The following is an 18702-nucleotide window of genomic DNA, read 5'->3' as shown; positions in this document are numbered from 1 at the left end:
CGCAACCTTTCGGATGCTATCGGGGAGGCTTCCAATAAATGCCGAAAGCAGCAAGCTGCTCTTCCGACTGTTTTACCCGCTCCGCGGCATTCGTTTCAGAGCGCATTGCCGTCACTGCCGCCAGGATCTCGACGGCCGCGAACGCCGGTGCCATGCTTCGGAAGAACGACTGCGAACTTGATGCGACGATGATTGTTTCCCGCGCGATCCGGGTCAGCGGCGACACGCTGCTGTCGGTGATTGCGACCACGCCGACGCCCTGCCGGGCCGCCTGGCGCGCCACGTCGATCGTCGTTCGGTCATAGGGCGCCATGCCGACGGCAAGCAGCACATCGCCGCCTCCCGCAAGCTGGAGAGCATCCAGACCCTGACCAGCCATGTCGCCGACAAGCGTCACCCTGCGGTCGCTCGCGGCCAGGAACGACATGATGTGAACGAAGCGGCTCGCGACCGGATAGGCGGAGCGCGAGCCAAGGGCGAACAGGTTGCGGGACCTTCCCACGAGATCGGCGGCGGCGATGAATTGCATCGCATTGCCATATTCGCCAAGGCTTGAAATCTGGGCCGCGAGGGCGTCGGCAACGACCCCGACAGTCGAAAATCCGGAAGCGCCGTCCCTCTCGCCCCCCTGTCGAGCCGGCTCGCCGGCAGCCGTCTCGCGCAGCGCCCGCGCATAGAGGCTGCGCATGTCCTCGTAGCCATCGAGGCCAAGCCACCGCGCCAGCCGCATCATGGTGCTGTGCGAAACGCCGGCCTGGTGCGCCTGCTCGCGCATCGACATCAATGCGACATCCTTGGGATGATCCAGCACGAATCGCGCGGCGACCCGCAATTGCGGCGGCATGTTCTCGAACCGTTCGACCAACAGCTCGGCCAAAGGACCTTTTTCCATCCTGATATACCCCATTTGCACATCTTGGAAGTTACTCCCCGCCAGCCGGCAACGCAACAGTTGGAACTGAACTGTTTCATAAATTCCAAATGGACTTTCAATTCGGATCGCGCTGCCGTAAACTGCGTTGGCAATCTGCCGGGGTTCGTCGCGTGCGGCTCCGGAGATTGCGACCTGAATAGTCCCCCAAGGAGACAATGATGGCTGCAACCCCTCCCATTACATCCGGCTCCGCCGGATCGCCGGAACAGAACCTCGACAAGATGATCAAGCACCAGGAGCGCATGTTTGGCCTGGAGATCACCAAAGAGATCGCGAAATCCCAGCATGACATGCTCATGAGCACCGCGAGGACGCTCGGTCAGTCGGCCGAAAAGGCCTGAGGCGGGATTCTCAAGCCCCATGCGTCGCCGCAAGCAACCGGCGGCGCACAGATGTTTCTACGCAACCAGGCTGGGTCTCAAATCATATCGGCGGGAGATGAAGTGGCATGACCGCTAACTCTATCGGCAGGTCTGGGGATTTGAATCCGGCGCGTTGGGTCCGCTCGATGATTGCCCCTGGGATTGCCCCTGGCCCTGCATCCGGGTCTTGCGTTGCGCTCAATGTCATTCATGGATTTCATGCCGGCGCGGAACTCAGTCTGGCCGAGCCGCTCTACACGGTCGGATCAAGCACGGAGTCCGACATTGTCCTCACGGATGCCGGCATAGCGCCGATCCACGTCAGGCTGCGGCGCAAAGGCAGCCAGATTGAAATTGAGGCCGTCGGCGGCGACGTCACCCTCGCCACGGGCGAGACGCTCCATGAGGGCCAGGGCAGCCGTTGCAGGCTGCCGGTCGAGATAACGGTCGGCGAAGCCCGTATCCTGCTGACTGACCCGCGGCGCACGCCAGATCGCTGGTCTGTTTCCAACCGTCCCTTCCTCGCTGCGGGCGCGGCTGTCTTTGCCGTATTCGCTGTTTCCATCGCTGCGATCGGCTTTTCCTTCGCCAAGCCGGATATTGCCGAGAGGGCTTCCGCACCCGGCGGCGAGGTGACCAGAGTGGCCTTCGCCGGCGATGCAGGGCAGCGTGTGATGGACGATTCGTCGTCCGAAGAAATGCAGAACGCTGCCGAAGCGGAAAACCAACTCAAGCAGCGTCTCGAGCAATCCGGGATAAGCACGTTGACCGTCGAACGGTCGCCCGGACGCCTGGTGGTCTCGGGTCTGATTCCGGATGACAAGAACGGCGCCTGGACGGAGACGCAGTCTTGGTTCGACCAGGCATTCGGCGCCCGCACTCCCCTGGTCTCCAACGTCATGATCGGCAACGCCGAACAGCCCCCGCGTCTGACGCTGCAGGCGATCTGGTACGGCGCGCGGCCCTATGTCATCGCTGCCGATGGCGCCCGCTACCATGAAGGTGCGTTCACCAATGACGGCTGGACCATCAAGCACATCGGCGAGACGGAACTGGTTCTGACGAAGGGCGGCGCCACGGTCGCGCTGAAATATCCGTGAACCGCCGGCTCGAAGGGCCGCGATTCGACTCGGCAACGAAGGACACCGCCGCAGGCCGCGAATTGCGGCAGGCGGAAGGCGTGCGCGGCCAGGGGATTTACCGGCGTCGGATGAACGGCACCGGCAGGGCCACAAACCGGGCCCAGGGGACAAAACCAACCGCGGGTACGGAAAAGCCCGAAACCGCGGAATTCCAGACTGCGCACGGTTCGGCTGGTGAATCGCTTGATGAGATACTCACCAAGTTCGTCATGCCCGCCATCCCCGAGCCTGCCATCCTGCGTCGGTGCGCATCTATTCTCCGGCATTTCGTGACGCAACAGGTTCCCGATCTGGACGGCGGCGAACAACTCAAGGCCCTCGCCAGAACGCTGATGGAGGATGAGATCGAGCGTCATCGCGATCTGCTTGGCAGGATGCAGGAAGGAATCGAGACCTGACCGATCCGCGTGACACGGTGCAGCTGCTGCACGTCCTGGGCTATCTCTACGGGTGTCACGGGCAGGCAAAGCGGGGCGCGGCGTACCTGCTCATCGCCGCGCAGCTTTCGCCGGGAAATGCCGGCGTGCTGCGGACATTGGCGCACCTGCTCATCCTCGACGGCGAGGCCGACAAGGCGCTCGCGACAATCGCTCGGCTGGAGACCCTGGAGGGAATGGACCATCCGACGCTTGGATTGCTGAAGAGCCGTGCCTTGCTCGCCGCCGGCCGCAAGACGGAGGCGCATGACGCCATGCGAAGCTTCCTGTCGCGACGAGGTGCCGAATGACCGTCTCGGAGCGTCTTGTGCAATTCCTGGCGAGGCTGTCCCGCCGAAGCGATCTCGTCATTGCGATCCTGATGCTGGTCGCGGTGGTGATGATGCTTGTCCCGTTGCCGACCTTCCTTGTCGACGTTCTCATCACCGCCAACATCGCCATCAGCGTGCTTATCCTGCTGGCTTCGTTCTACGTCTCCCATCCGCTCCAGTTCTCCTCGCTGCCGTCGGTCATCCTCATCGCCACCCTGTTCCGGCTGGCCATCACGATCACCACCACGCGACTGATCCTGCTCCAGGCCGATGCAGGCGAGATCATTACCGCCTTCGGCACCTTCGTCGTTGGCGGCAGCATCGCGATCGGCCTGGTGGTTTTCCTGATCATCACGGTCGCGCAGTTCATCGTGGTGGCGCGAGGCGCCGAACGCGTCGCCGAGGTGGCCGCGCGCTTCACGCTCGATGCGCTGCCGGGCAAGCAGATGAGCATCGATGCGGAGCTGCGCAACGGCGACATCGATCAGGCGGAGGCACGCCACCTGCGCCGGCAGCTCGAGCGCGAGAGCCAGTTGTTCGGCGCGATGGACGGCGCCATGAAGTTCGTCAAGGGCGACGTCATCGCCGGCATCGTCATCATCCTGGTCAACCTGATCGGCGGTTTCGCCGTCGGAACGCTGCAGCACGACATGTCGCTGGGAGAAGCCGCCGCGACCTACTCGCTGCTCACGGTGGGCGATGGGCTGGTCGCCCAGATACCGGCGCTGCTTGTCGCCGTGGCCGCCGGCACCATGGTGACGCGGGTCGGCAGCGCGGACGGCACCGACGACCTCGGCCGGCAAATCACCGGCCAGCTTCTGCGGGACTCCCGCGCGCTCGCCCTCGCGGCGGTGATCATGGTCGGCCTGGCCATGGTGCCGGGCTTCCCTTCCATCGTATTTCTCGTCCTCGGTGCCGCTTTCGGTGCCGGTGCCTATGCAGTCAATCGCCGCACTGCCCGGGACCCGGAGCCCCACGATATCGGCGAAACCGCAATGGCCGAGCCGCTGGGGAGGCCTGCGTCGATTTCTGCGACACCCGTCGCGGCGCTGCCTTCTTCCTCCCGCGTCGTCGTACGCGTTGGAGCCGAACTCGCGCCCTCTATTCCGGAGCCGGATTTTGCAACGCTCGCCGACGGCGTGCGCCGCGAACTCTTCGGCGATCTCGGCATCGACGTTCCGCCGATCGGCCTTCAGGTCGACGCGAAGATTCCACCGCGAATGATCCGCATCGATCTGGAAGGAGCACCTATTCTGGACGCGGAGATTCCTGCCGACCGCGTTCTTGTCGAAGCGGATTTGATGCATCTCGATCTGCTCGATGTGACTTACGAAAAGGGCCTTCCGATCGCTGGCCTGCGCAAGGTCATCTGGGTTGACGCTCACCACGTCTCGGCACTGAAGGAAGCCGGCCTCAGCTTCTCCACACCGGCGCAGACCGCGGCCAGGTGGACCGCAAATGCACTGCGCCTCTATGCCGGCCATTTCGTCGGGATCCAGGAAACCCGAAGGCTTCTGTCGGACATGGAGCCGGACTACGCGGATCTGGTCAGGCAGGCGCAGGAGATCGTTCCGCTGCCGAAGATCGCGGAAGTGCTTCGGCGCCTCGTCGATGAAAACGTGCCGATCCGCAATTTGCGGCTGATCCTCGAAGCGCTGATCGAATGGGGTCAGCGCGAACAGGACGTCGTTCTGCTTACGGAACATGTCCGCACGTCCCTGAAGCGCCAGATCAGCTTCCGCGCCGCGGGCCGCGACAACATCATCGCGGCTTACGTTCTGCAGCGCTCGGCCGAGGATATCCTCAGAAGCGCGGTGCAAAACACCTCGACCGGCACGTTCCTGAACCTCTCGGACGACGGCGCCCAGTCCTTGGTCACCGAAATCGAGCGAGCCCTGTCGCAGAGCGACACCGGTGTCTCGCCGGTGGTGCTCGCCGCAATGGATGTGCGCCGTCATATGCGAAGCCTGCTCGCGCACAATGCCGTCGAGCTCCCTGTTCTGTCCTTCCAGGAACTCGCCCAGGAATTCAACGTCCAGCCATTGGCCACGATAGCCGGGCGCTCCGACAAGGGCCGTACGCGCAATGTCTCCCAGTCGCTTCCGCCGGCTCAGGCGAATGCCGGACAAGAGGCGACCTCCTGACGCCGAGGGGGCGGAAGCAGGCGTCGGGGAAATCCACATGCTCAGGAGAGGAACGGCATGACAATCCACGATACCGCAGCAGGCGTTCGGTCCGCCGCTTTCGCCAGGCGGATGGACGCGCGCCGGCTCGCTGTCGCGGCGGCCTGCTTTCTGCTGGCGTTTTTGTTCATGCTTGCCGACGCCTCGGCGCAGAACGCATCGCCACTGCCGAGCAAGCCGACACTCGACCTGCCTGTCGGACAGGGACGCTTGTTGCGGTTCAACGAACCGGTCGAATCCGTGCTGATTGCGGACACCACGATCGCGGACCTTCAGATCGTGTCACCGAGCCTGGTCTATGTTTTCGGCCTCAAGCCCGGCCTGACCAATCTCATTGCGGTCAAAGCCGATGAGCAGATCGAGGCAACGGCTCAATTCCGCGTCACGCCCGATGTCACGCCCGCCAACGAGGCCAAGCACGCGATGCAGCCGAACTCGGCGACAAACCTCCACATTTTCGGGACCCGCATCGTCACCACGGGCGAAGCGCGAGGCATCGACGAGGCGAGGGACCTGGACAATGTCGCGCGCACGTTCTCGCCGCCGGAGCAGCCGCCTCTGAACAACATGACCGTGCAGGGTTCTCAGCAGGTCAATATCCGGGTTCGCTTCGCCGAGGTCTCGCGCACGGAGTTGCAGTCCTACGGCGTCGACTGGTCCGTCGGATACAAAAGCGGCGGCTTCGAATTCAACATGTTCCAGGACAATGGCGTGCCTTCCGGCGACGGGAATTTCGGTCTGCACATGGACCAGGCGCACGGCATCAATTTCGACGTCCTCATCGAAGCGCTGCAGCGCAACGGCGTCGTCAAGATACTGGCCGAACCGAACCTAACTGCCGTGACCGGCCAGACCGCGAACTTTCTCGCCGGCGGCGAAATTCCGGTGCCGATCGCGCAGGGAACTGATGTCACAACCATTCAATACAAGCCTTTCGGCGTGTCCCTCGGCTTCACCCCGACGCTGATCGGCCGCAATCGCATCGCGCTCCATGTCCAGCCGGAGGTCAGCTCCTTGTCGGATGCCGGCGCCGTAAGCGCCAACGGCTTTGCCATGCCGAGTTTCGTGGTGCGGCGAGCGGACACGACGGTCGAGGTGGCAAGCGGCCAGACCTTTGCGATCGCGGGACTTTTCCAGCAACGGACCTCGCGCAATCTGGAGAAGTTTCCGGTTCTCGGCGATGTGCCGGTGCTTGGCCCGCTCTTCCAGTCACAGCGCTTCCAGCGCGAAGAGACGGAACTGGTCATCCTGATCACGCCCTATCTGGTCGCGCCGGTGCGCGACAGCCTCGCCACGCCGCTCGATCGTCCGGCGGCCAAGCGCCACAGCCGCAAGCGGGTCAATGACGCGTCGGCGATGGGCCTGATCGTCAAATAGGGGGGAACAACCATGACATCGCCCATTGCTCTCTGCTCCATTGTCCCGGTGCTGCTTCTGTCGGGTTGCATGAACGGTCCGCGAGAGCCGCAGGACTACTCTCCGGGCTACAGCTACGTTTCGACCGACACCGGCGGTTCCGAAAAAGGCGTCGGCGGCTCCGTCCTCGCTCCCGACGCGTGTCTGGCCGAACCGGCCGATGACGATGGCACGCCCGCCGCGACCAGGCTGACGATCGTCTCGGGCGTCGGCTCCCAGCTGCCGGCCGGCTGCGCCAACGCCTACAACCTCCAACGCATGGCCGAAAGTCAGCGGGACCTGGTCGAGGGCCGGCAGTTGGGGAAAGCGGCCGCGGCGCCGAGCGCAAGGGCCGCGCGGCGCTACCTCGATGGCGAAGAAGCTCCGACCGGCGGAGCCAACAGCGCGCCGCCGACGACGCCGCAGACAACACTTCCCGTCGAGTAACGGGCAGATGCGGCTTTGCCCGCCCTGCCCTGCTCCCGCCATCTGTCTTGGCAACGAGCTCGACGGAAAACCCCTTCGGACGTCCTACCCGTTAGCCGAGGATAGAGCCGAGCGCTTTGGCCCTGGCCTGAGTGCTGCCCTTCGAGCGGATGCCTTGGCCAGCGATGCGCAGGTCGCAGGCCGATCGGCGGCGAAGCCTTGACCTGGTCCTCTTCACCAAGAAGCCCGTATACCACCACGATATTGCGCTTGTGGTGCAACTGCGCATTGGGTGCGGCGGAGACCTTCTGAGCCAGCGGATGCGCGGCGGCGGAATTGCCCTCGAGTGCGGCCGCCAGCGCCATGTTGGTCTCGATATCGAGGTCGCCCGGCGCAAGTTTCAACGCCTGTGCGAACGTCGTTTGCGCCTCGGCCGTCTGGCCCGCGAATGTCTGCGCCACGCCCAGCCGGTTGTAGGCGGTGCTGGTGTTGACCAGCGGCGCGGCCTGCGCGAGGGCGCGCATGCCGGCATCGACATCGCCCGTCTCGATCATCGCCGAGCCGAGGCCGAGCATCGCCTGGCCGTCATTGGGAGCCTTGGCGAGCGCAGCCTGATAGGCCTTGGCGGCCTGGTCCGGATAACCGGCGCGCATGTAGGCCTCGCCCGCCTTGACCAGGGCGATCGGTTTGGCGTCCGGCATCGCCGCCGCACGCTGGTAGAGCGCGATCGCGGTGTCGCTGTCTCCGCGCGCATCGATATCGTCCGCAAGCTTGATCAAGCGTTCCGATTGCGAGGATGGGGCCTGCGCTTTCGCCTTGTCGGCATCGGTTTTGGTCGTCTGACAACCGGTCAATGCCAGCAGGACGACGACTGGCAAGAATACGACATGCTGCCGCATATCCACCTCTCCGTATTCAAGCCCGCCGCACCTTACACAGGTCGTCGGCCGGCTGGAACCACACCAGTGCGATAAGATTGCAACATGGCCGAAGAAGCTGAGGAAAAGAAACTACCGGCATCCGACAAGAAGCTTCGCGACGCCCGGCGGAAAGGTCAGGTTCCACAGAGCCGCGACCTGGTTTCCGGCTTCACTCTCTTTGCAGCCCTTGCCTATCTCTATTTCGCCTGGCCGATGCTCGTCGAACACGTTCTGGATCTCGTGCGGATCGTGACGACACCCAACGGCGGATTCGCGGAGGTCAGCCTGCGGGCCATCCACCATTGGCTCTCGACGGTGATGCTTATAACCCTGCCGCTGGTCGCGATCGTTGTGGTGCTCACTGCTATCTTCGGCATGCTGGGGACATTCGGCCCGGTCTTCTCGTTCGAGCCGCTCAAACCGCAATTCGATCATATCAATCCGGCGAAGGGCCTGCAGAAGATCCTGTCGCTCCGCAACGTCATCGAGTTCACCAAGGGCTTGGCCAAGGTGGTGTTGCTGGCGGGCCTCTTCGTATTCATCCTGATCGCATGGCTTCAGCCGCTCTTCGATGCGCCGGGCTGCGGTCCGTCATGCCTGGAGCCGGTTGTCCAAGCGGTGCTGACGCCATTTGGAATTGCCGCCGCCCTCGCCTTTGTCGCCATCGGCCTGATCGACATTCCCATTCAGCGCTGGTTGTTTCTGCGCGACATGCGCATGACGACCACCGAGTACAAGCGCGAACACAAGGATCTCGAAGGCGATCCGTTGATCAGGCATGAACAGCAGCGGCAGCGGCGCGAGGCGGTGATGCAGCCTGCAAGGCTCGGCGTAAAAAACGCGGTCATCGTCTTCGTGTCCGGCGACCTTGCAGTGGCGCTACGCTACATCAAGGGCGAAACACCCGTACCGACGATCGTTGGCAAGAGCCAGGACCGCGCCGCCAACGATATGGTCGCTCAGGCACGCCAGGCTGGCATTGCCGTGGTCGAAGACCCGGCTCTCGCCGAAGCACTTTTCGAGCGCACGAACACTGGAACCTACATCGGCCAGGAGATGTTCTCGCCCGTCGTTCGCCACCTCGTCCGGCTCGGGCTCACTTGAAAGTTGGATGCGATCAAGGCGCGGATGCCGAATCATCGCCCTCCCCCGCGTCCGCCGCTTCTTCTCCTCATGCCCGGCAAGCCGTTACGCGACTGCCGGATGCGGCAATGGCGATCGCTCCGGCACCACTGACGCGAGCCTGCCTGTGTTGAGGTTTCACAGCTAGCGAGCGTTGTACTTGGCGTCCACGTCGTCGATGGCGGCGACGTTGCCGGCCGACCGACCCTTCGGATCGAAACTTTCCTTCAGATAAGCGTCGGCGATGGCCTTCGCGAGTTCGGTGCCGACGACGCGCGCACCCATGGTAATGATCTGGGCGTTGTTGGAGAGTGCCGCCCGCTCGGCCGAGTAGGTGTCGTGGGTGAGAGCGGCGCGGATGCCCGGTACCTTGTTGGCCGAGATGCAGACGCCGATGCCTGTGCCGCAGATCAGGATGGCCCGGTCATACTTTCCCGCCAGCAGATCGCTGGCGACGCGGTCTGAAAGATTGGCGTAGAAGGGATCGGGACCGGCCTCCGTGCGCGACACCTCCGAAACCTCGTGCTTGTCTTTCAGGTAGTCGGCAAGAACCTTCGCCAGGCCTTCGCCGGCGCTGTCTCCAGCCACTGCAAGTCTCATGGTCAACTCCTTCTAGAGTGCTGCGGCGCATCTGCCGAGGATGTCGAGATAGCCCTCGACGGCCCATGCGGAGCGCCCGATGAAAAGCCCGTCGACATGCGGGCAGGCGATGAGTTCGGCGCAATTGCCGGGATTGACCGAGCCGCCATAGAGGCAGGGCACGCTGCGTTCGAGCACGTCCCCGGCGGCAGCGATGATCTCCGCCTGCCGGGCGTCGGCATAGTCCGAGGTCGCCGGTACGCCGTTTGCGCCGATCGCCCACACCGGCTCATAGGCGAGCAGGATCGGCGCGGTCTTCTGCTCGGCGGTAAGCTTCGACAACGCACTGCGCACCTGCCTGCCGAGCACCTCGCTGGCACGGCCCGCCTCGCGCTCCGCCAAGGTCTCGCCGATGCAGACAAGCGGAACGAGCGCGTGGCGCACCGCAGCTTCCGTCTTGAAGCCAACCGTCTCGTCCGTCTCGCCGAAATGCTCGCGCCGCTCGGAATGGCCGAGCTCGACGATATCGAGGTTGCAGTCCTTGAGCATGATCGGCGAGATTTCGCCGGTCCAGGCGCCTTCGTCGGCCCAATGCATGTTCTGCGCGCCGACCTTGACCGTGGTGTCGTTCAGCATCGCCTTGACCTCGCGCGCCGCCGTGAAGGGCGGGATCACGAAACGCTGGATGCGCGGATCGCCGCCGGGATCGGACGAAAGCCCGCTGGCGAAGGCGCGCGCCTCGGCCAGCGTCTTGTTCATCTTCCAACTGGTGCCGATCCAGACTTGCTTCGGCTGCGTCATGCCATGGTCATCCAGTTTCGCCGACCAGGGCCCGGGCCGTCGGCTCGTCGGTGATCAGACCCTTCAGCCGCGCGCTCTTCAGCACCGCGCGGATCGCCTCGATTTTTGTGGGGCCGCCGGCGATGGCGATGATCCGGCTGTCCGCCGGTCCGTCCAGATCGACGGCGAGCGTACGGGCGGTCAAGGTTGTTTCCAGCACCCGGCCGCGCGCATCGAAAAAGTGGCCGAGCATTTCGCCGACGCCGCCGACGGCGGTGATCTCGGCAATCTCGCGCGGCTCAATCATGCCGGTCGCCACTAGCTGGGCGCCGGCATCCGCCGTGCCGATGCCGACGAATTTCAGCGTCGCCCGGTTCGACATCTCGAAAATCTCGCGCACGCCGCGCTGCGCCAGGAGCACTTCGCGGTCTTCCGCGGAGTTGGCAAAGAAGGGCACCGGCATGACATAGGCCTGTGCGCCGGTCTTTTCGGTCAGTCGATGCATGACGTCGTGCGGGTTGGCGGCATAGTTGCGCGTCAGGCCGCCAAGCAGCGAGACGAAGCGCACGCCGGCGGCCTCGAAGCGCGGCATCTGATGCACCGCGGCGGCGAGCGTGCGGCCGTGGCCGATACCGATGACGCTGTCCTCGCCGCGCTCGATCTCGCGACGCAGGAAACTGGCGCCCGCGAGCCCAAGCGCCCGCAGCGGCAGGCCTTCCTCGCCCAGATCCGGCGCGACCTCGCAGAAGTCCAGCCCGAACCGATCGCAGAGCTGGTTCTCCAGCAGGGCGCATTCGACGATCTCGCCGTCGATCGAGACCTTCACCGCGCCGTCGGCCACAGCCCGGGCAATCAGGCGATGCGCCTTCACCGAGGGCAGCCCGAGTCGCTTCGCCACCTCGGCCTGGGTGAGCCCGCCGGCGTAGTGCAACCAGGCGGCGCGGATCGCGAGCGACCTTTCCGGGTCCAGTTGACCTGGGCGTTTCACCATCTGCAGTCCTTCATCGCGCGTTTGGGCGTCATCGTCGTCGGCTCAGATATTCAGGCTTTGCACGCCGGTGTCGATATGGGGCGCCCAGAAGGCTATGCTTTCGGCGATCTGCGGAATGACCTGCCGATCATCCGGTTCCCGTTCCTTGAAACTCAGCTCCAGGCAGATCTCGTTATCGACGGCGCCACCTTCGGCCAACGCCTTCAGCAGCTTCTCGGGATGGATGCGGCCCCTGGTGTTGAACTCGGCGGTGAAGGGGCGGTGTCCGCCCTTGTCCATAAGGCTTTGCTTGATGTGGATGATCGGCGATACCTTGGGGACCGCGCGGGCCCAGGCATAGGGATCGTAGTCGTCCGGATTGGCGCTGGTCACGTCGCCATGGTCGATGTCGGCCATCATCCACATCGGCACCGCCATTTCGGCCTTGGTCAGCCTGTCCTGCAGCTTCAGGCATTCGGCGATCGTCTGGCCGAACTCGCGCCCGATGCTCATCGGTTCCCAGAAAACGTACTGCAGGCCAGCCGCCTTGGCGTGCTCGGCCACCTCCGCCCAACAGTCGACGGCGATGCGGATCAGCTCCTCACGCCGGACCGGATCGTCATAGTCTCTGAAGGTGAAGATGGCGAACTGGGTGCCGACGCAAACACCGCCGAGGTCGGCGGTTATGTCGGCGAAGGTCTTGAACCAGTCGACATAGTATCGGCGCACGTCGCGGTCGGGATGACCGAAATGGTTGAGCCGGCCATAGGGACCGGTCATGCCGCTCAAGACCCGGACGCCGGTGCGCCGCAGGGCCGCCGTCATCCGCCGGGTCAGCCGCCGGACCACCGGCGCCGGCCAGCTCGGATTAATGAACTCGTGCGTGAGCTGCAGGTCGCGCAGCTGGAGGCCACGGGCGACGGTCTCGATCAGGTCGTCCGGCTCGGCAAAGCGGTTGACCAGCGGGTTGGTGTTCAGGGAAAGCGTCAGCGCCATGACGTGTCGGTCCCGAAGGTGATCCTGGGTCGAAGTCGCATCGGCATTCACGCTGCCTCGGCAAGGCGCTCGGCCTCGAACCATCTGGCGAAGGCGTGCCGTTCGGCCTCGGTGAGATGCAGGTAGTGCTTGGTGCGCCGAAGCAGGATGTCGTCCGGCGTGCGCGCCCATTCCTTGGCGACGAGATAGCGTACCTCCGCCTCGTAGAGCAGCCCGCCGTGATGGCGGCCAAGACCATCTATGCTTGCCGCATCCTTGACGACGTCCTTGGTGCGCGCGCCGTAGAGCCGTCCGTAGTGATGCACGAGATCGCGCGCCATCCACGGATAAGCCTCGCGCAGGCTGTTGGTGAAGGTCTCGTAGTCGGCATTGGGAATTTCGCCGCCGGGCAGCGGCGCATTCCTGGTCCAGTCCTCGCCCATCTGCGGGAAAATATGCTTCAGCCGGCGCATGCCGCGCTCGGCCAGTTCGCGGAAAGTGGTGATCTTGCCGCCGAAGACGTTGAGCAGTGGCACGCCGCCGGTTTCGTCGAGGTCGAAAACGTAATCGCGCGTCACGGCGGACGGGTTGCCCTTGCCGTCGTCGAACAGCGGCCGCACCCCGGAGAAGGAGTGCAGCACGTCCTGGCGCCGCAGCTTCTCCTTGAAGTAGCGGTTCACCGCCGCGAGCAGGTAGTCGATCTCGGACTCGTCGGCCTTCACATCCTCGGCGCGGCCGTCATAGGCGATGTCGGTGGTTCCGATCAGCGCCATGTCCCCTTCATAGGGGTTGATGAAGATAACGCGCCTGTCGTGATTCTGCACCAGATAGGCATTCGCACCCTGCCAGAACTTCGGCACGATGATGTGGCTGCCTTTGACGAGGCGCACGTTGCGCGACGAGTTCGATCCCGCGACACGGCCAATGACGTCTGAAACCCACGGGCCGGCGGCATTGACGACGCAGCGGGCGCGGAAAATGCGCGTTTGCCCCGTCATCGAATTTTTCGTCGTCACCGTCCAAGCGCCATCTTCGCGGCGGGCGGAAACGGCAGACGAGCGGGTGAGCACCTCGGCGCCGCGCTCGGCCGCGCCGACAGCGTTCAGCACCACGAGCCGCGCGTCGTCCACCCAGCAGTCGGAATACTCGAAGCCGTTCGTGTACCGGTCGAGCAACGGTGCTCCTTCCGGATCGCGTCTGAGGTCGAGCGTGCGCGTGCCCGGCAGCTTTTTCCGGCCGCCCAGGTGGTCGTAAAGAAACAGGCCGAGCCGCACCAGCCAGGCCGGCCGGTCCTGCGGACTGTGCGGCAGCACGAAGCGCATCGGCCAGATGATGTGGGGCGCGGCCTTGAGCAGCACCTCGCGCTCGATCAGCGCTTCGCGTACCAGCCGGAACTCGTAATATTCGAGATAGCGCAGGCCGCCATGCACCAGCTTGCCGGAGCGCGAGGAGGTGCCCTCGGCGAGGTCGTCTTTTTCGCACAGCACGACCGACAGGCCGCGACCTGCCGCGTCTCGGGCGATGCCGGCGCCATTGATGCCGCCGCCGATGACGAAGAGATCGACCGTGTTCGGTTCAAGCCCCATCTCTTGCTCCTTCAGGCGTTTCGGCGGAGGCGCCTGCCGCGTTGCGGCGCGCGGCAGCCAGAGCATCCCAGGCAGGCCCCAGCACCTGGCGTGCCGCGCGGAATGCCGTGAAAAGGTCGTCATAGGCCGCAATCAGCGCCGGATCGGGCGTCTCGACGGGCCCCAGCAGCGGCGTGACCCATTCGGCGACGCAGGCGTTCATGTCGGGATACGCGCCGATGGCGACTGCCGCCATCATCGCGCAACCGGCGGCACCGGCTTCCTCGCGCGACGACACGCGCACCGGCGCATGAACCGCCGCCGACAGGATGCCGCGCAATCCCTTCGAACGGGCCGCGCCACCCGAAAGCCGCAGTTCCGACGGCAGGTCGCCCATCGCCGCATAGCAGTCGCGTATGGCGAGCCCCAGCCCTTCGATGACGGCACGGACCACATTCGCATAGCGATGGCTGACCGACAGGCCGACGAATCCGGCACGGGCGTTGGCATTGACGAACGGTCCGCGCTCGCCGGCGTCCGAAATGTAGGGGTGATAGACCACCTGGCCGGGTTGGCTTGCGGCGAGCCACTGATCGATGCGGCCGACCAGTTCACTGTGATTGGCCTCGTGCCCGAATTCTTTCAGCACATCCGCCGCCAGGCCAAGGACCCAGTCGATGTTGAGCGAGGTCGCCATGTTGGTCTGCACCTGCGTCACCAGGCCCGGAATGGGCAGGGCAATGACGTAGCCCGAACCCTCCTTGTTGAGGTGGACCCCGTTCGTGGGCACGGCACGCATGTGGACGCCGGTCGAGCCGACGATCGAGCAGGCGACGTCTCCCTCGCCGCCGCAGACCCCGGCGCCGAGCGCGGTCATGACCATATCGACATAGCCGAGGCTGACGGGAGTACCCGCTTTCAGCCCCGTCTCGGCCGCCGCCTCGGCGGTAAGCGGATGGGTCGCCATCGTGCCGTCGACGATCTCCGGCAAGAGCTTGCGCCGCCGGGAAAGGCCGAGCGCCTCGATGACCGTGTCGTCGTAGCGGCGGGTACGGAAATTGCCGAAGGTGAAGCTCGCCTCCGAGGGGTCGGTGGCGCGCACACCGGTCAGGTTCAGATAGAGCCAGTCCTTGCAGTGCAGCGCGACTTCGGCATGGTCGAGAAGGTCGGGCGAGTAACTGTCCATATGGGCCATCTGACTGCCCTGCTGGCAGGTATTCAGCCCTGTTCCAGTCGCCTCGAAGCGGGCGCGGCTGAGCGGACCCGCGGCCAGGCGCTCGACAGTGGATGACGCGCGTGCGTCGAGCCAGAGCCATGCATCGGCGACCGGCTTGTTTTCACGACCGACGAGCCAGGTGCCGTCGCCCTGTCCGGTGACCGCGAGAGCGGCGGTGCGCGCGCCCAGGTTTTCAACCTTGTCGCCGAGCCCTCGAAGTGCCGCGGCGCAGTCGCGCCAGGTCTGGGGAAGCGACTGCGTCGCCGAGCCGTCGGCACCGGACGCGTATCGGTTCGGAACCGAAGCCGACGCAATCTGACGACCGCTCAGATCGAAGGCGACCGCCTTGATGACCGACGTGCCGGAATCGATGCCTACGATGACATCAGCGCCAGCCACGGACCGCTCCGCTTCCGCTGCCAACATGCCTGGACCGGCAACAGGGCAATGTCTGTTTCCTTCTCGTTTTCCGCCTGCGGCTCGCCGCGAATGCGTGGCCGCGCGAAGAAGCGCCGTTACGCGCTCTCTCGTGACGGCGCTCGCTTTTGCCGCATTCTAAATTATCATGGAAATAACACAATGGTTGATTTTTTTTGCAGACATCGAAAATTTTTTCAGATACGCTGATTTTAGCGAGAGCGAAAACAACGATCCGCCTCACATCGTCTTCGCCAAGCAAACGGGAGAGCGAACAGATAAGCGACCGGCCCCTTCTGACTTGGTTTCAGTTCGCGGCTCGGTATGAGATGGCGAAACGAAATCGCCACTAAATCAGATAGTTACTTGAAAGCATTTCGCAGCCGCGGCGTTTTCTTGCCGCGCCTGCGAAACGCATAGTCTCCCATGATCGGCCATGGCGGCAACTGCTGACGCAGGGTTTCCGCGGGAGGCGGCCTTTTGAGAATTGGCATGGCAGGAGGCTCTCCCGGCGGGTCAAAATCCGGACAAAAGGGAATTCCGATCTAACATGCTTGACGCAAAGATAACACTAATATAACAAATTGCCGGAAATGATGCGGCGGGAGGAAGACGCCGCATCGCGGGTCAAGGGTGGAGAAAATCGATGCAAGCAACCGACCTGAGGATGCCGTGTCATCGACAGGCGGCAGCATCGGGCCGCGCATCGGCCACCATTGCCACACCGGTCGGTGCCCGCCCTGTCTCTTCGCAAGCCGGGATCTGAACGATGAATGTCATGTCAGCCCAGACGCCGAAGGCCCCTGCTGCGTCGCGCCGCGGCCTGATGATTGCGATCGGTCTCGGTGTCGTGGTCCTTGCCGCGATCGCGCTCGACACAAAGGTCGTCCGGATCGGATCGTCCGCCGACGTCAGCCAGGAGGCGTTTTCGCCCGACCGGTTCGGCGAAAAGGAGTTTCCGCGCATCCAGGCATTCGTTGTCGAGCACGCCGTCGACGCCGCGACCTTCGGACCGGCGGTCATGGCCGACAAGAACGCAGCCGCCAAGCAGTATGGAACTGCCTCATCGACCGGCGCAATGATCTCGATCAGGCTGACGGCGGTGGCAGGCGAAGCGAAATCCGGCGTCTACGACCTCAAGGCCGACGGCGTGCCGGCCGACATCCACGTGCGGGTGCAGACCGGCCCGGCCATCAACGGGACCGACTTGCGCGACGCGCCGGGCGACATCGCCTTCGGCAAGTTCAAGAACCAGATCGAGTACCAGGACGCCGGCTCGGGCATCAACCGCGCCATGAAGAAGACGGTCCTTGATGGGATCGACACCGCGGCCCTCTCCGGCAAGACGCTGGAAGTCTTCGGCGTCTTCCGTCTCATCAACCCGAAGAACTGGCTGATCACGCCGGTGAAGGTCACCGTCAAATGAGCGACGTCGCGACCTCCCGGCCAGCCGGTGAAGTGGTTCTGGCGGCGCGCAACATCGCCAAATCCTACAACGGTGTGAAGGCGCTGAAGGGCGTCAACTTCGACATTCACCGCGGCCAGGTGACGACACTGTTCGGCGAGAACGGAGCCGGCAAGTCGACGCTGATGAAAATCCTCTCCGGTGTGGTGCAGCCGACGTCCGGCGAGGTCATTCTCGACGGCCGGCCCATCGTGTTTTCCTCTTCAACCGACGCGCGAAGCCACGGCATCTCGATCATTCATCAGGAGCTCAGCCTCGCGCCCAATCTGTCGGTCCGCGACAACATCTTCATGGGCCGCGAGATCAATGGTCCGACCGGCGTCGACTACGCCGAGGAGGAACGCCAGGTCCGCGAATTGCTGGCGGAACTCGAAGAGGATATCGATCCGCTCACCCTTGTTGAGGAACTGCGCCTCGGACAGCAGCAGATCGTCGAGATCGCCCGGGCGCTTTCGGTCGACAGCCGGATACTCATCATGGACGAGCCGACATCGGCGCTTTCCGCCACCGAGGTCGAGGTTCTTTTCAAGGTGATCCGCGACCTCACCGCCAGGGGCGTGTCGATCGTCTACATCTCGCACCATCTCGAGGAGGCCCTGCAGATCACCGATCACGCCGTGGTGCTGCGGGACGGCAACATGACCGCCTACGCGCCGCGCGCCGATATCGATCTGGAATGGATCGTGCGCAACATGGTCGGCGAGAACTATGATTTGGGCAATCCACCGACCGGCTACGATTTCGGCCCGGTCATGCTCTCGGTCCGCAACCTTACGGTGCCCGATCCGGCCGGAGGCGGCTACAACGTCGTCGACCGCATGTCGCTCGACGTCAGGGCCGGCGAGATAGTCTGCATCTATGGCCTGATGGGGGCCGGCAGGACGGAATTGCTCGAAGCCGTCGCCGGCAAGCTGAGCGCGACATCCGGCGAGATCGTGCTCGAAGGCAAGGAGATTTCCCACCTCGCCATCGGCGAGCGCATCGCCCGCGGCCTTGCGCTCGTGCCCGAGGACCGCCAGCGCTACGGGCTCGTCCAGACGATGTCGGTCGGGCAGAATCTTTCGCTCGCCTCGATCAAGGAGTTCACGCGCGGGGTCTTCACCTCCCTCAAGCTCGAGCGGGCATTGATCCAGAAATCGATCAGGAACGTGACCGTGAAGACCGACGGACCGGATGTGCCGATCGGGTCGTTGTCGGGCGGCAACCAGCAGAAGGTGGTCATCGGCAAGATGCTCGCCACCGATCCCAAGGTTATCCTGCTGGATGAACCCAGTCGCGGCATCGACATCGGCGCCAAGGCCGAGGTGTTCCGGATCCTGGCGGCCCACGCGGCGGCCGGGCAAGCCGTCGTCTACACGACCTCGGAAGTGAACGAGTGCCTGTCGATCGCCCACCGCATCATCATCATGCGGCGCGGCCGGATCTCTGCCGAGTTCACCTCGGACATCACCAAGGAAAAGATCATGGCCGCCTCGGGCGAGGCCGTGGCGGCCTGAGCGGAGC

The 18702-nt window shown here is 64.2% G+C and carries 19 protein-coding genes; 10 read left to right on the top strand and 9 right to left on the bottom strand.

Annotation, left to right across the window (positions count from 1 at the left end; genetic code table 11):
• Nucleotides 1–16: 16 nt before the first annotated feature.
• Entirely contained in the window at nt 17–1102 is a 1086-nt protein-coding gene (locus EJ070_RS20225; RefSeq protein ID WP_245464637.1) for a MurR/RpiR family transcriptional regulator, read from the bottom strand.
• Here EJ070_RS20225 and EJ070_RS20220 point away from each other — a divergent pair.
• Nucleotides 1093–1275 carry a hypothetical protein gene (locus EJ070_RS20220; RefSeq protein WP_126092905.1) on the top strand — a complete coding sequence of 61 codons (183 nt, stop codon included), beginning with the start codon at nt 1093–1095 and terminating at the stop codon, nt 1273–1275. The genes EJ070_RS20225 and EJ070_RS20220 overlap by 10 nt on opposite strands.
• Nucleotides 1276–1562: 287 nt before the next feature.
• On the opposite strand, the gene EJ070_RS37160 is transcribed toward EJ070_RS20220, so the two are convergent.
• Complete coding sequence (locus EJ070_RS37160; protein ID WP_245464985.1) at nt 1563–2045, bottom strand: hypothetical protein; 483 nt, start codon at nt 2043–2045, stop codon at nt 1563–1565.
• Between EJ070_RS37160 and EJ070_RS37155 the strand changes: the two genes are divergently transcribed.
• The 6 genes from EJ070_RS37155 to EJ070_RS20190 are packed head-to-tail and all read left to right on the top strand — an operon-like array spanning nt 1971 to nt 7211.
• Entirely contained in the window at nt 1971–2396 is a 426-nt protein-coding gene (locus EJ070_RS37155) for an EscD/YscD/HrpQ family type III secretion system periplasmic domain-containing protein (protein ID WP_348628873.1), read from the top strand. The two genes, EJ070_RS37160 and EJ070_RS37155, sit on opposite strands and share 75 nt — an antisense overlap.
• The gene (locus EJ070_RS20210; RefSeq protein ID WP_126092903.1) at nt 2393–2836 is read left to right on the top strand and encodes a hypothetical protein; all 444 of its coding nucleotides are present in this window, start codon (nt 2393–2395) and stop codon (nt 2834–2836) included. Before EJ070_RS37155 ends, EJ070_RS20210 begins: the two co-directional genes overlap by 4 nt.
• 17 nt (nt 2837–2853) lie before the next feature.
• The gene (locus EJ070_RS20205) at nt 2854–3165 is read left to right on the top strand and encodes a hypothetical protein (RefSeq protein ID WP_245464636.1); all 312 of its coding nucleotides are present in this window, start codon (nt 2854–2856) and stop codon (nt 3163–3165) included.
• Nucleotides 3162–5330 (top strand): type III secretion system export apparatus subunit SctV, encoded by a 2169-nt coding sequence (gene sctV / locus EJ070_RS20200; protein ID WP_126092902.1) that lies wholly within the window; start codon nt 3162–3164, stop codon nt 5328–5330. The genes EJ070_RS20205 and sctV overlap by 4 nt, the downstream gene beginning before the upstream one ends.
• Nucleotides 5331–5387: 57 nt before the next feature.
• The gene (locus tag EJ070_RS20195) at nt 5388–6746 is read left to right on the top strand and encodes a type II and III secretion system protein family protein (RefSeq protein ID WP_245464635.1); all 1359 of its coding nucleotides are present in this window, start codon (nt 5388–5390) and stop codon (nt 6744–6746) included.
• A 12-nt stretch (nt 6747–6758) separates the two neighbouring features.
• Complete coding sequence (locus tag EJ070_RS20190) at nt 6759–7211, top strand: hypothetical protein (protein WP_126092901.1); 453 nt, start codon at nt 6759–6761, stop codon at nt 7209–7211.
• On the opposite strand, the gene EJ070_RS20185 is transcribed toward EJ070_RS20190, so the two are convergent.
• The gene (locus EJ070_RS20185; protein ID WP_245464634.1) at nt 7127–8089 is read right to left on the bottom strand and encodes a tetratricopeptide repeat protein; all 963 of its coding nucleotides are present in this window, start codon (nt 8087–8089) and stop codon (nt 7127–7129) included. The genes EJ070_RS20190 and EJ070_RS20185 overlap by 85 nt on opposite strands.
• Before the next feature lie 84 nt (nt 8090–8173).
• Between EJ070_RS20185 and EJ070_RS20180 the strand changes: the two genes are divergently transcribed.
• Entirely contained in the window at nt 8174–9214 is a 1041-nt protein-coding gene (locus EJ070_RS20180; RefSeq protein WP_126092900.1) for an EscU/YscU/HrcU family type III secretion system export apparatus switch protein, read from the top strand.
• Between the two features lie 162 nt (nt 9215–9376).
• Here the strand turns inward: EJ070_RS20180 and EJ070_RS20175 are convergent, their stop codons facing one another.
• From EJ070_RS20175 to EJ070_RS20150, 6 genes are read right to left on the bottom strand one after another with little or no spacing between them, the layout of a single operon-like run.
• A complete protein-coding gene (locus EJ070_RS20175; protein WP_126092899.1) occupies nt 9377–9832 on the bottom strand; it encodes an RpiB/LacA/LacB family sugar-phosphate isomerase in 456 nt (151 codons plus the stop codon).
• Nucleotides 9833–9844: 12 nt separating this feature from the next.
• A complete protein-coding gene (locus tag EJ070_RS20170) occupies nt 9845–10612 on the bottom strand; it encodes a triose-phosphate isomerase (RefSeq protein ID WP_126092898.1) in 768 nt (255 codons plus the stop codon).
• 7 nt (nt 10613–10619) lie between these two features.
• Nucleotides 10620–11582, bottom strand: coding sequence for a sugar-binding transcriptional regulator (locus tag EJ070_RS20165; protein ID WP_126092897.1), 963 nt, complete (start codon nt 11580–11582; stop codon nt 10620–10622).
• Nucleotides 11583–11624: 42 nt separating this feature from the next.
• Nucleotides 11625–12557: a TIM barrel protein gene (locus EJ070_RS20160; protein WP_126092896.1), complete on the bottom strand. Its 933-nt coding sequence runs from the start codon at nt 12555–12557 to the stop codon at nt 11625–11627.
• Nucleotides 12558–12604: 47 nt separating this feature from the next.
• Nucleotides 12605–14122 carry a glycerol-3-phosphate dehydrogenase gene (locus EJ070_RS20155; protein WP_126092895.1) on the bottom strand — a complete coding sequence of 506 codons (1518 nt, stop codon included), beginning with the start codon at nt 14120–14122 and terminating at the stop codon, nt 12605–12607.
• Nucleotides 14112–15716: an FGGY-family carbohydrate kinase gene (locus tag EJ070_RS20150; protein WP_245464633.1), complete on the bottom strand. Its 1605-nt coding sequence runs from the start codon at nt 15714–15716 to the stop codon at nt 14112–14114. The genes EJ070_RS20155 and EJ070_RS20150 overlap by 11 nt, the downstream gene beginning before the upstream one ends.
• A gap of 787 nt (nt 15717–16503) precedes the next feature.
• Here EJ070_RS20150 and EJ070_RS20145 point away from each other — a divergent pair.
• Nucleotides 16504–17160 (top strand): DUF2291 domain-containing protein, encoded by a 657-nt coding sequence (locus tag EJ070_RS20145; RefSeq protein ID WP_126092893.1) that lies wholly within the window; start codon nt 16504–16506, stop codon nt 17158–17160.
• The gene (locus EJ070_RS20140; protein ID WP_126092892.1) at nt 17157–18695 is read left to right on the top strand and encodes a sugar ABC transporter ATP-binding protein; all 1539 of its coding nucleotides are present in this window, start codon (nt 17157–17159) and stop codon (nt 18693–18695) included. Before EJ070_RS20145 ends, EJ070_RS20140 begins: the two co-directional genes overlap by 4 nt.
• Nucleotides 18696–18702: the final 7 nt, after the last annotated feature.

It is taken from the genome of Mesorhizobium sp. M1E.F.Ca.ET.045.02.1.1 (assembly GCF_003952485.1).
In the GTDB taxonomy this organism is placed as follows: Bacteria; Pseudomonadota; Alphaproteobacteria; order Rhizobiales; family Rhizobiaceae; genus Mesorhizobium.
The sequence above is the reverse complement of the archived record's forward strand: the minus strand, read 5'-3'. Positions and strand labels throughout refer to the sequence as shown.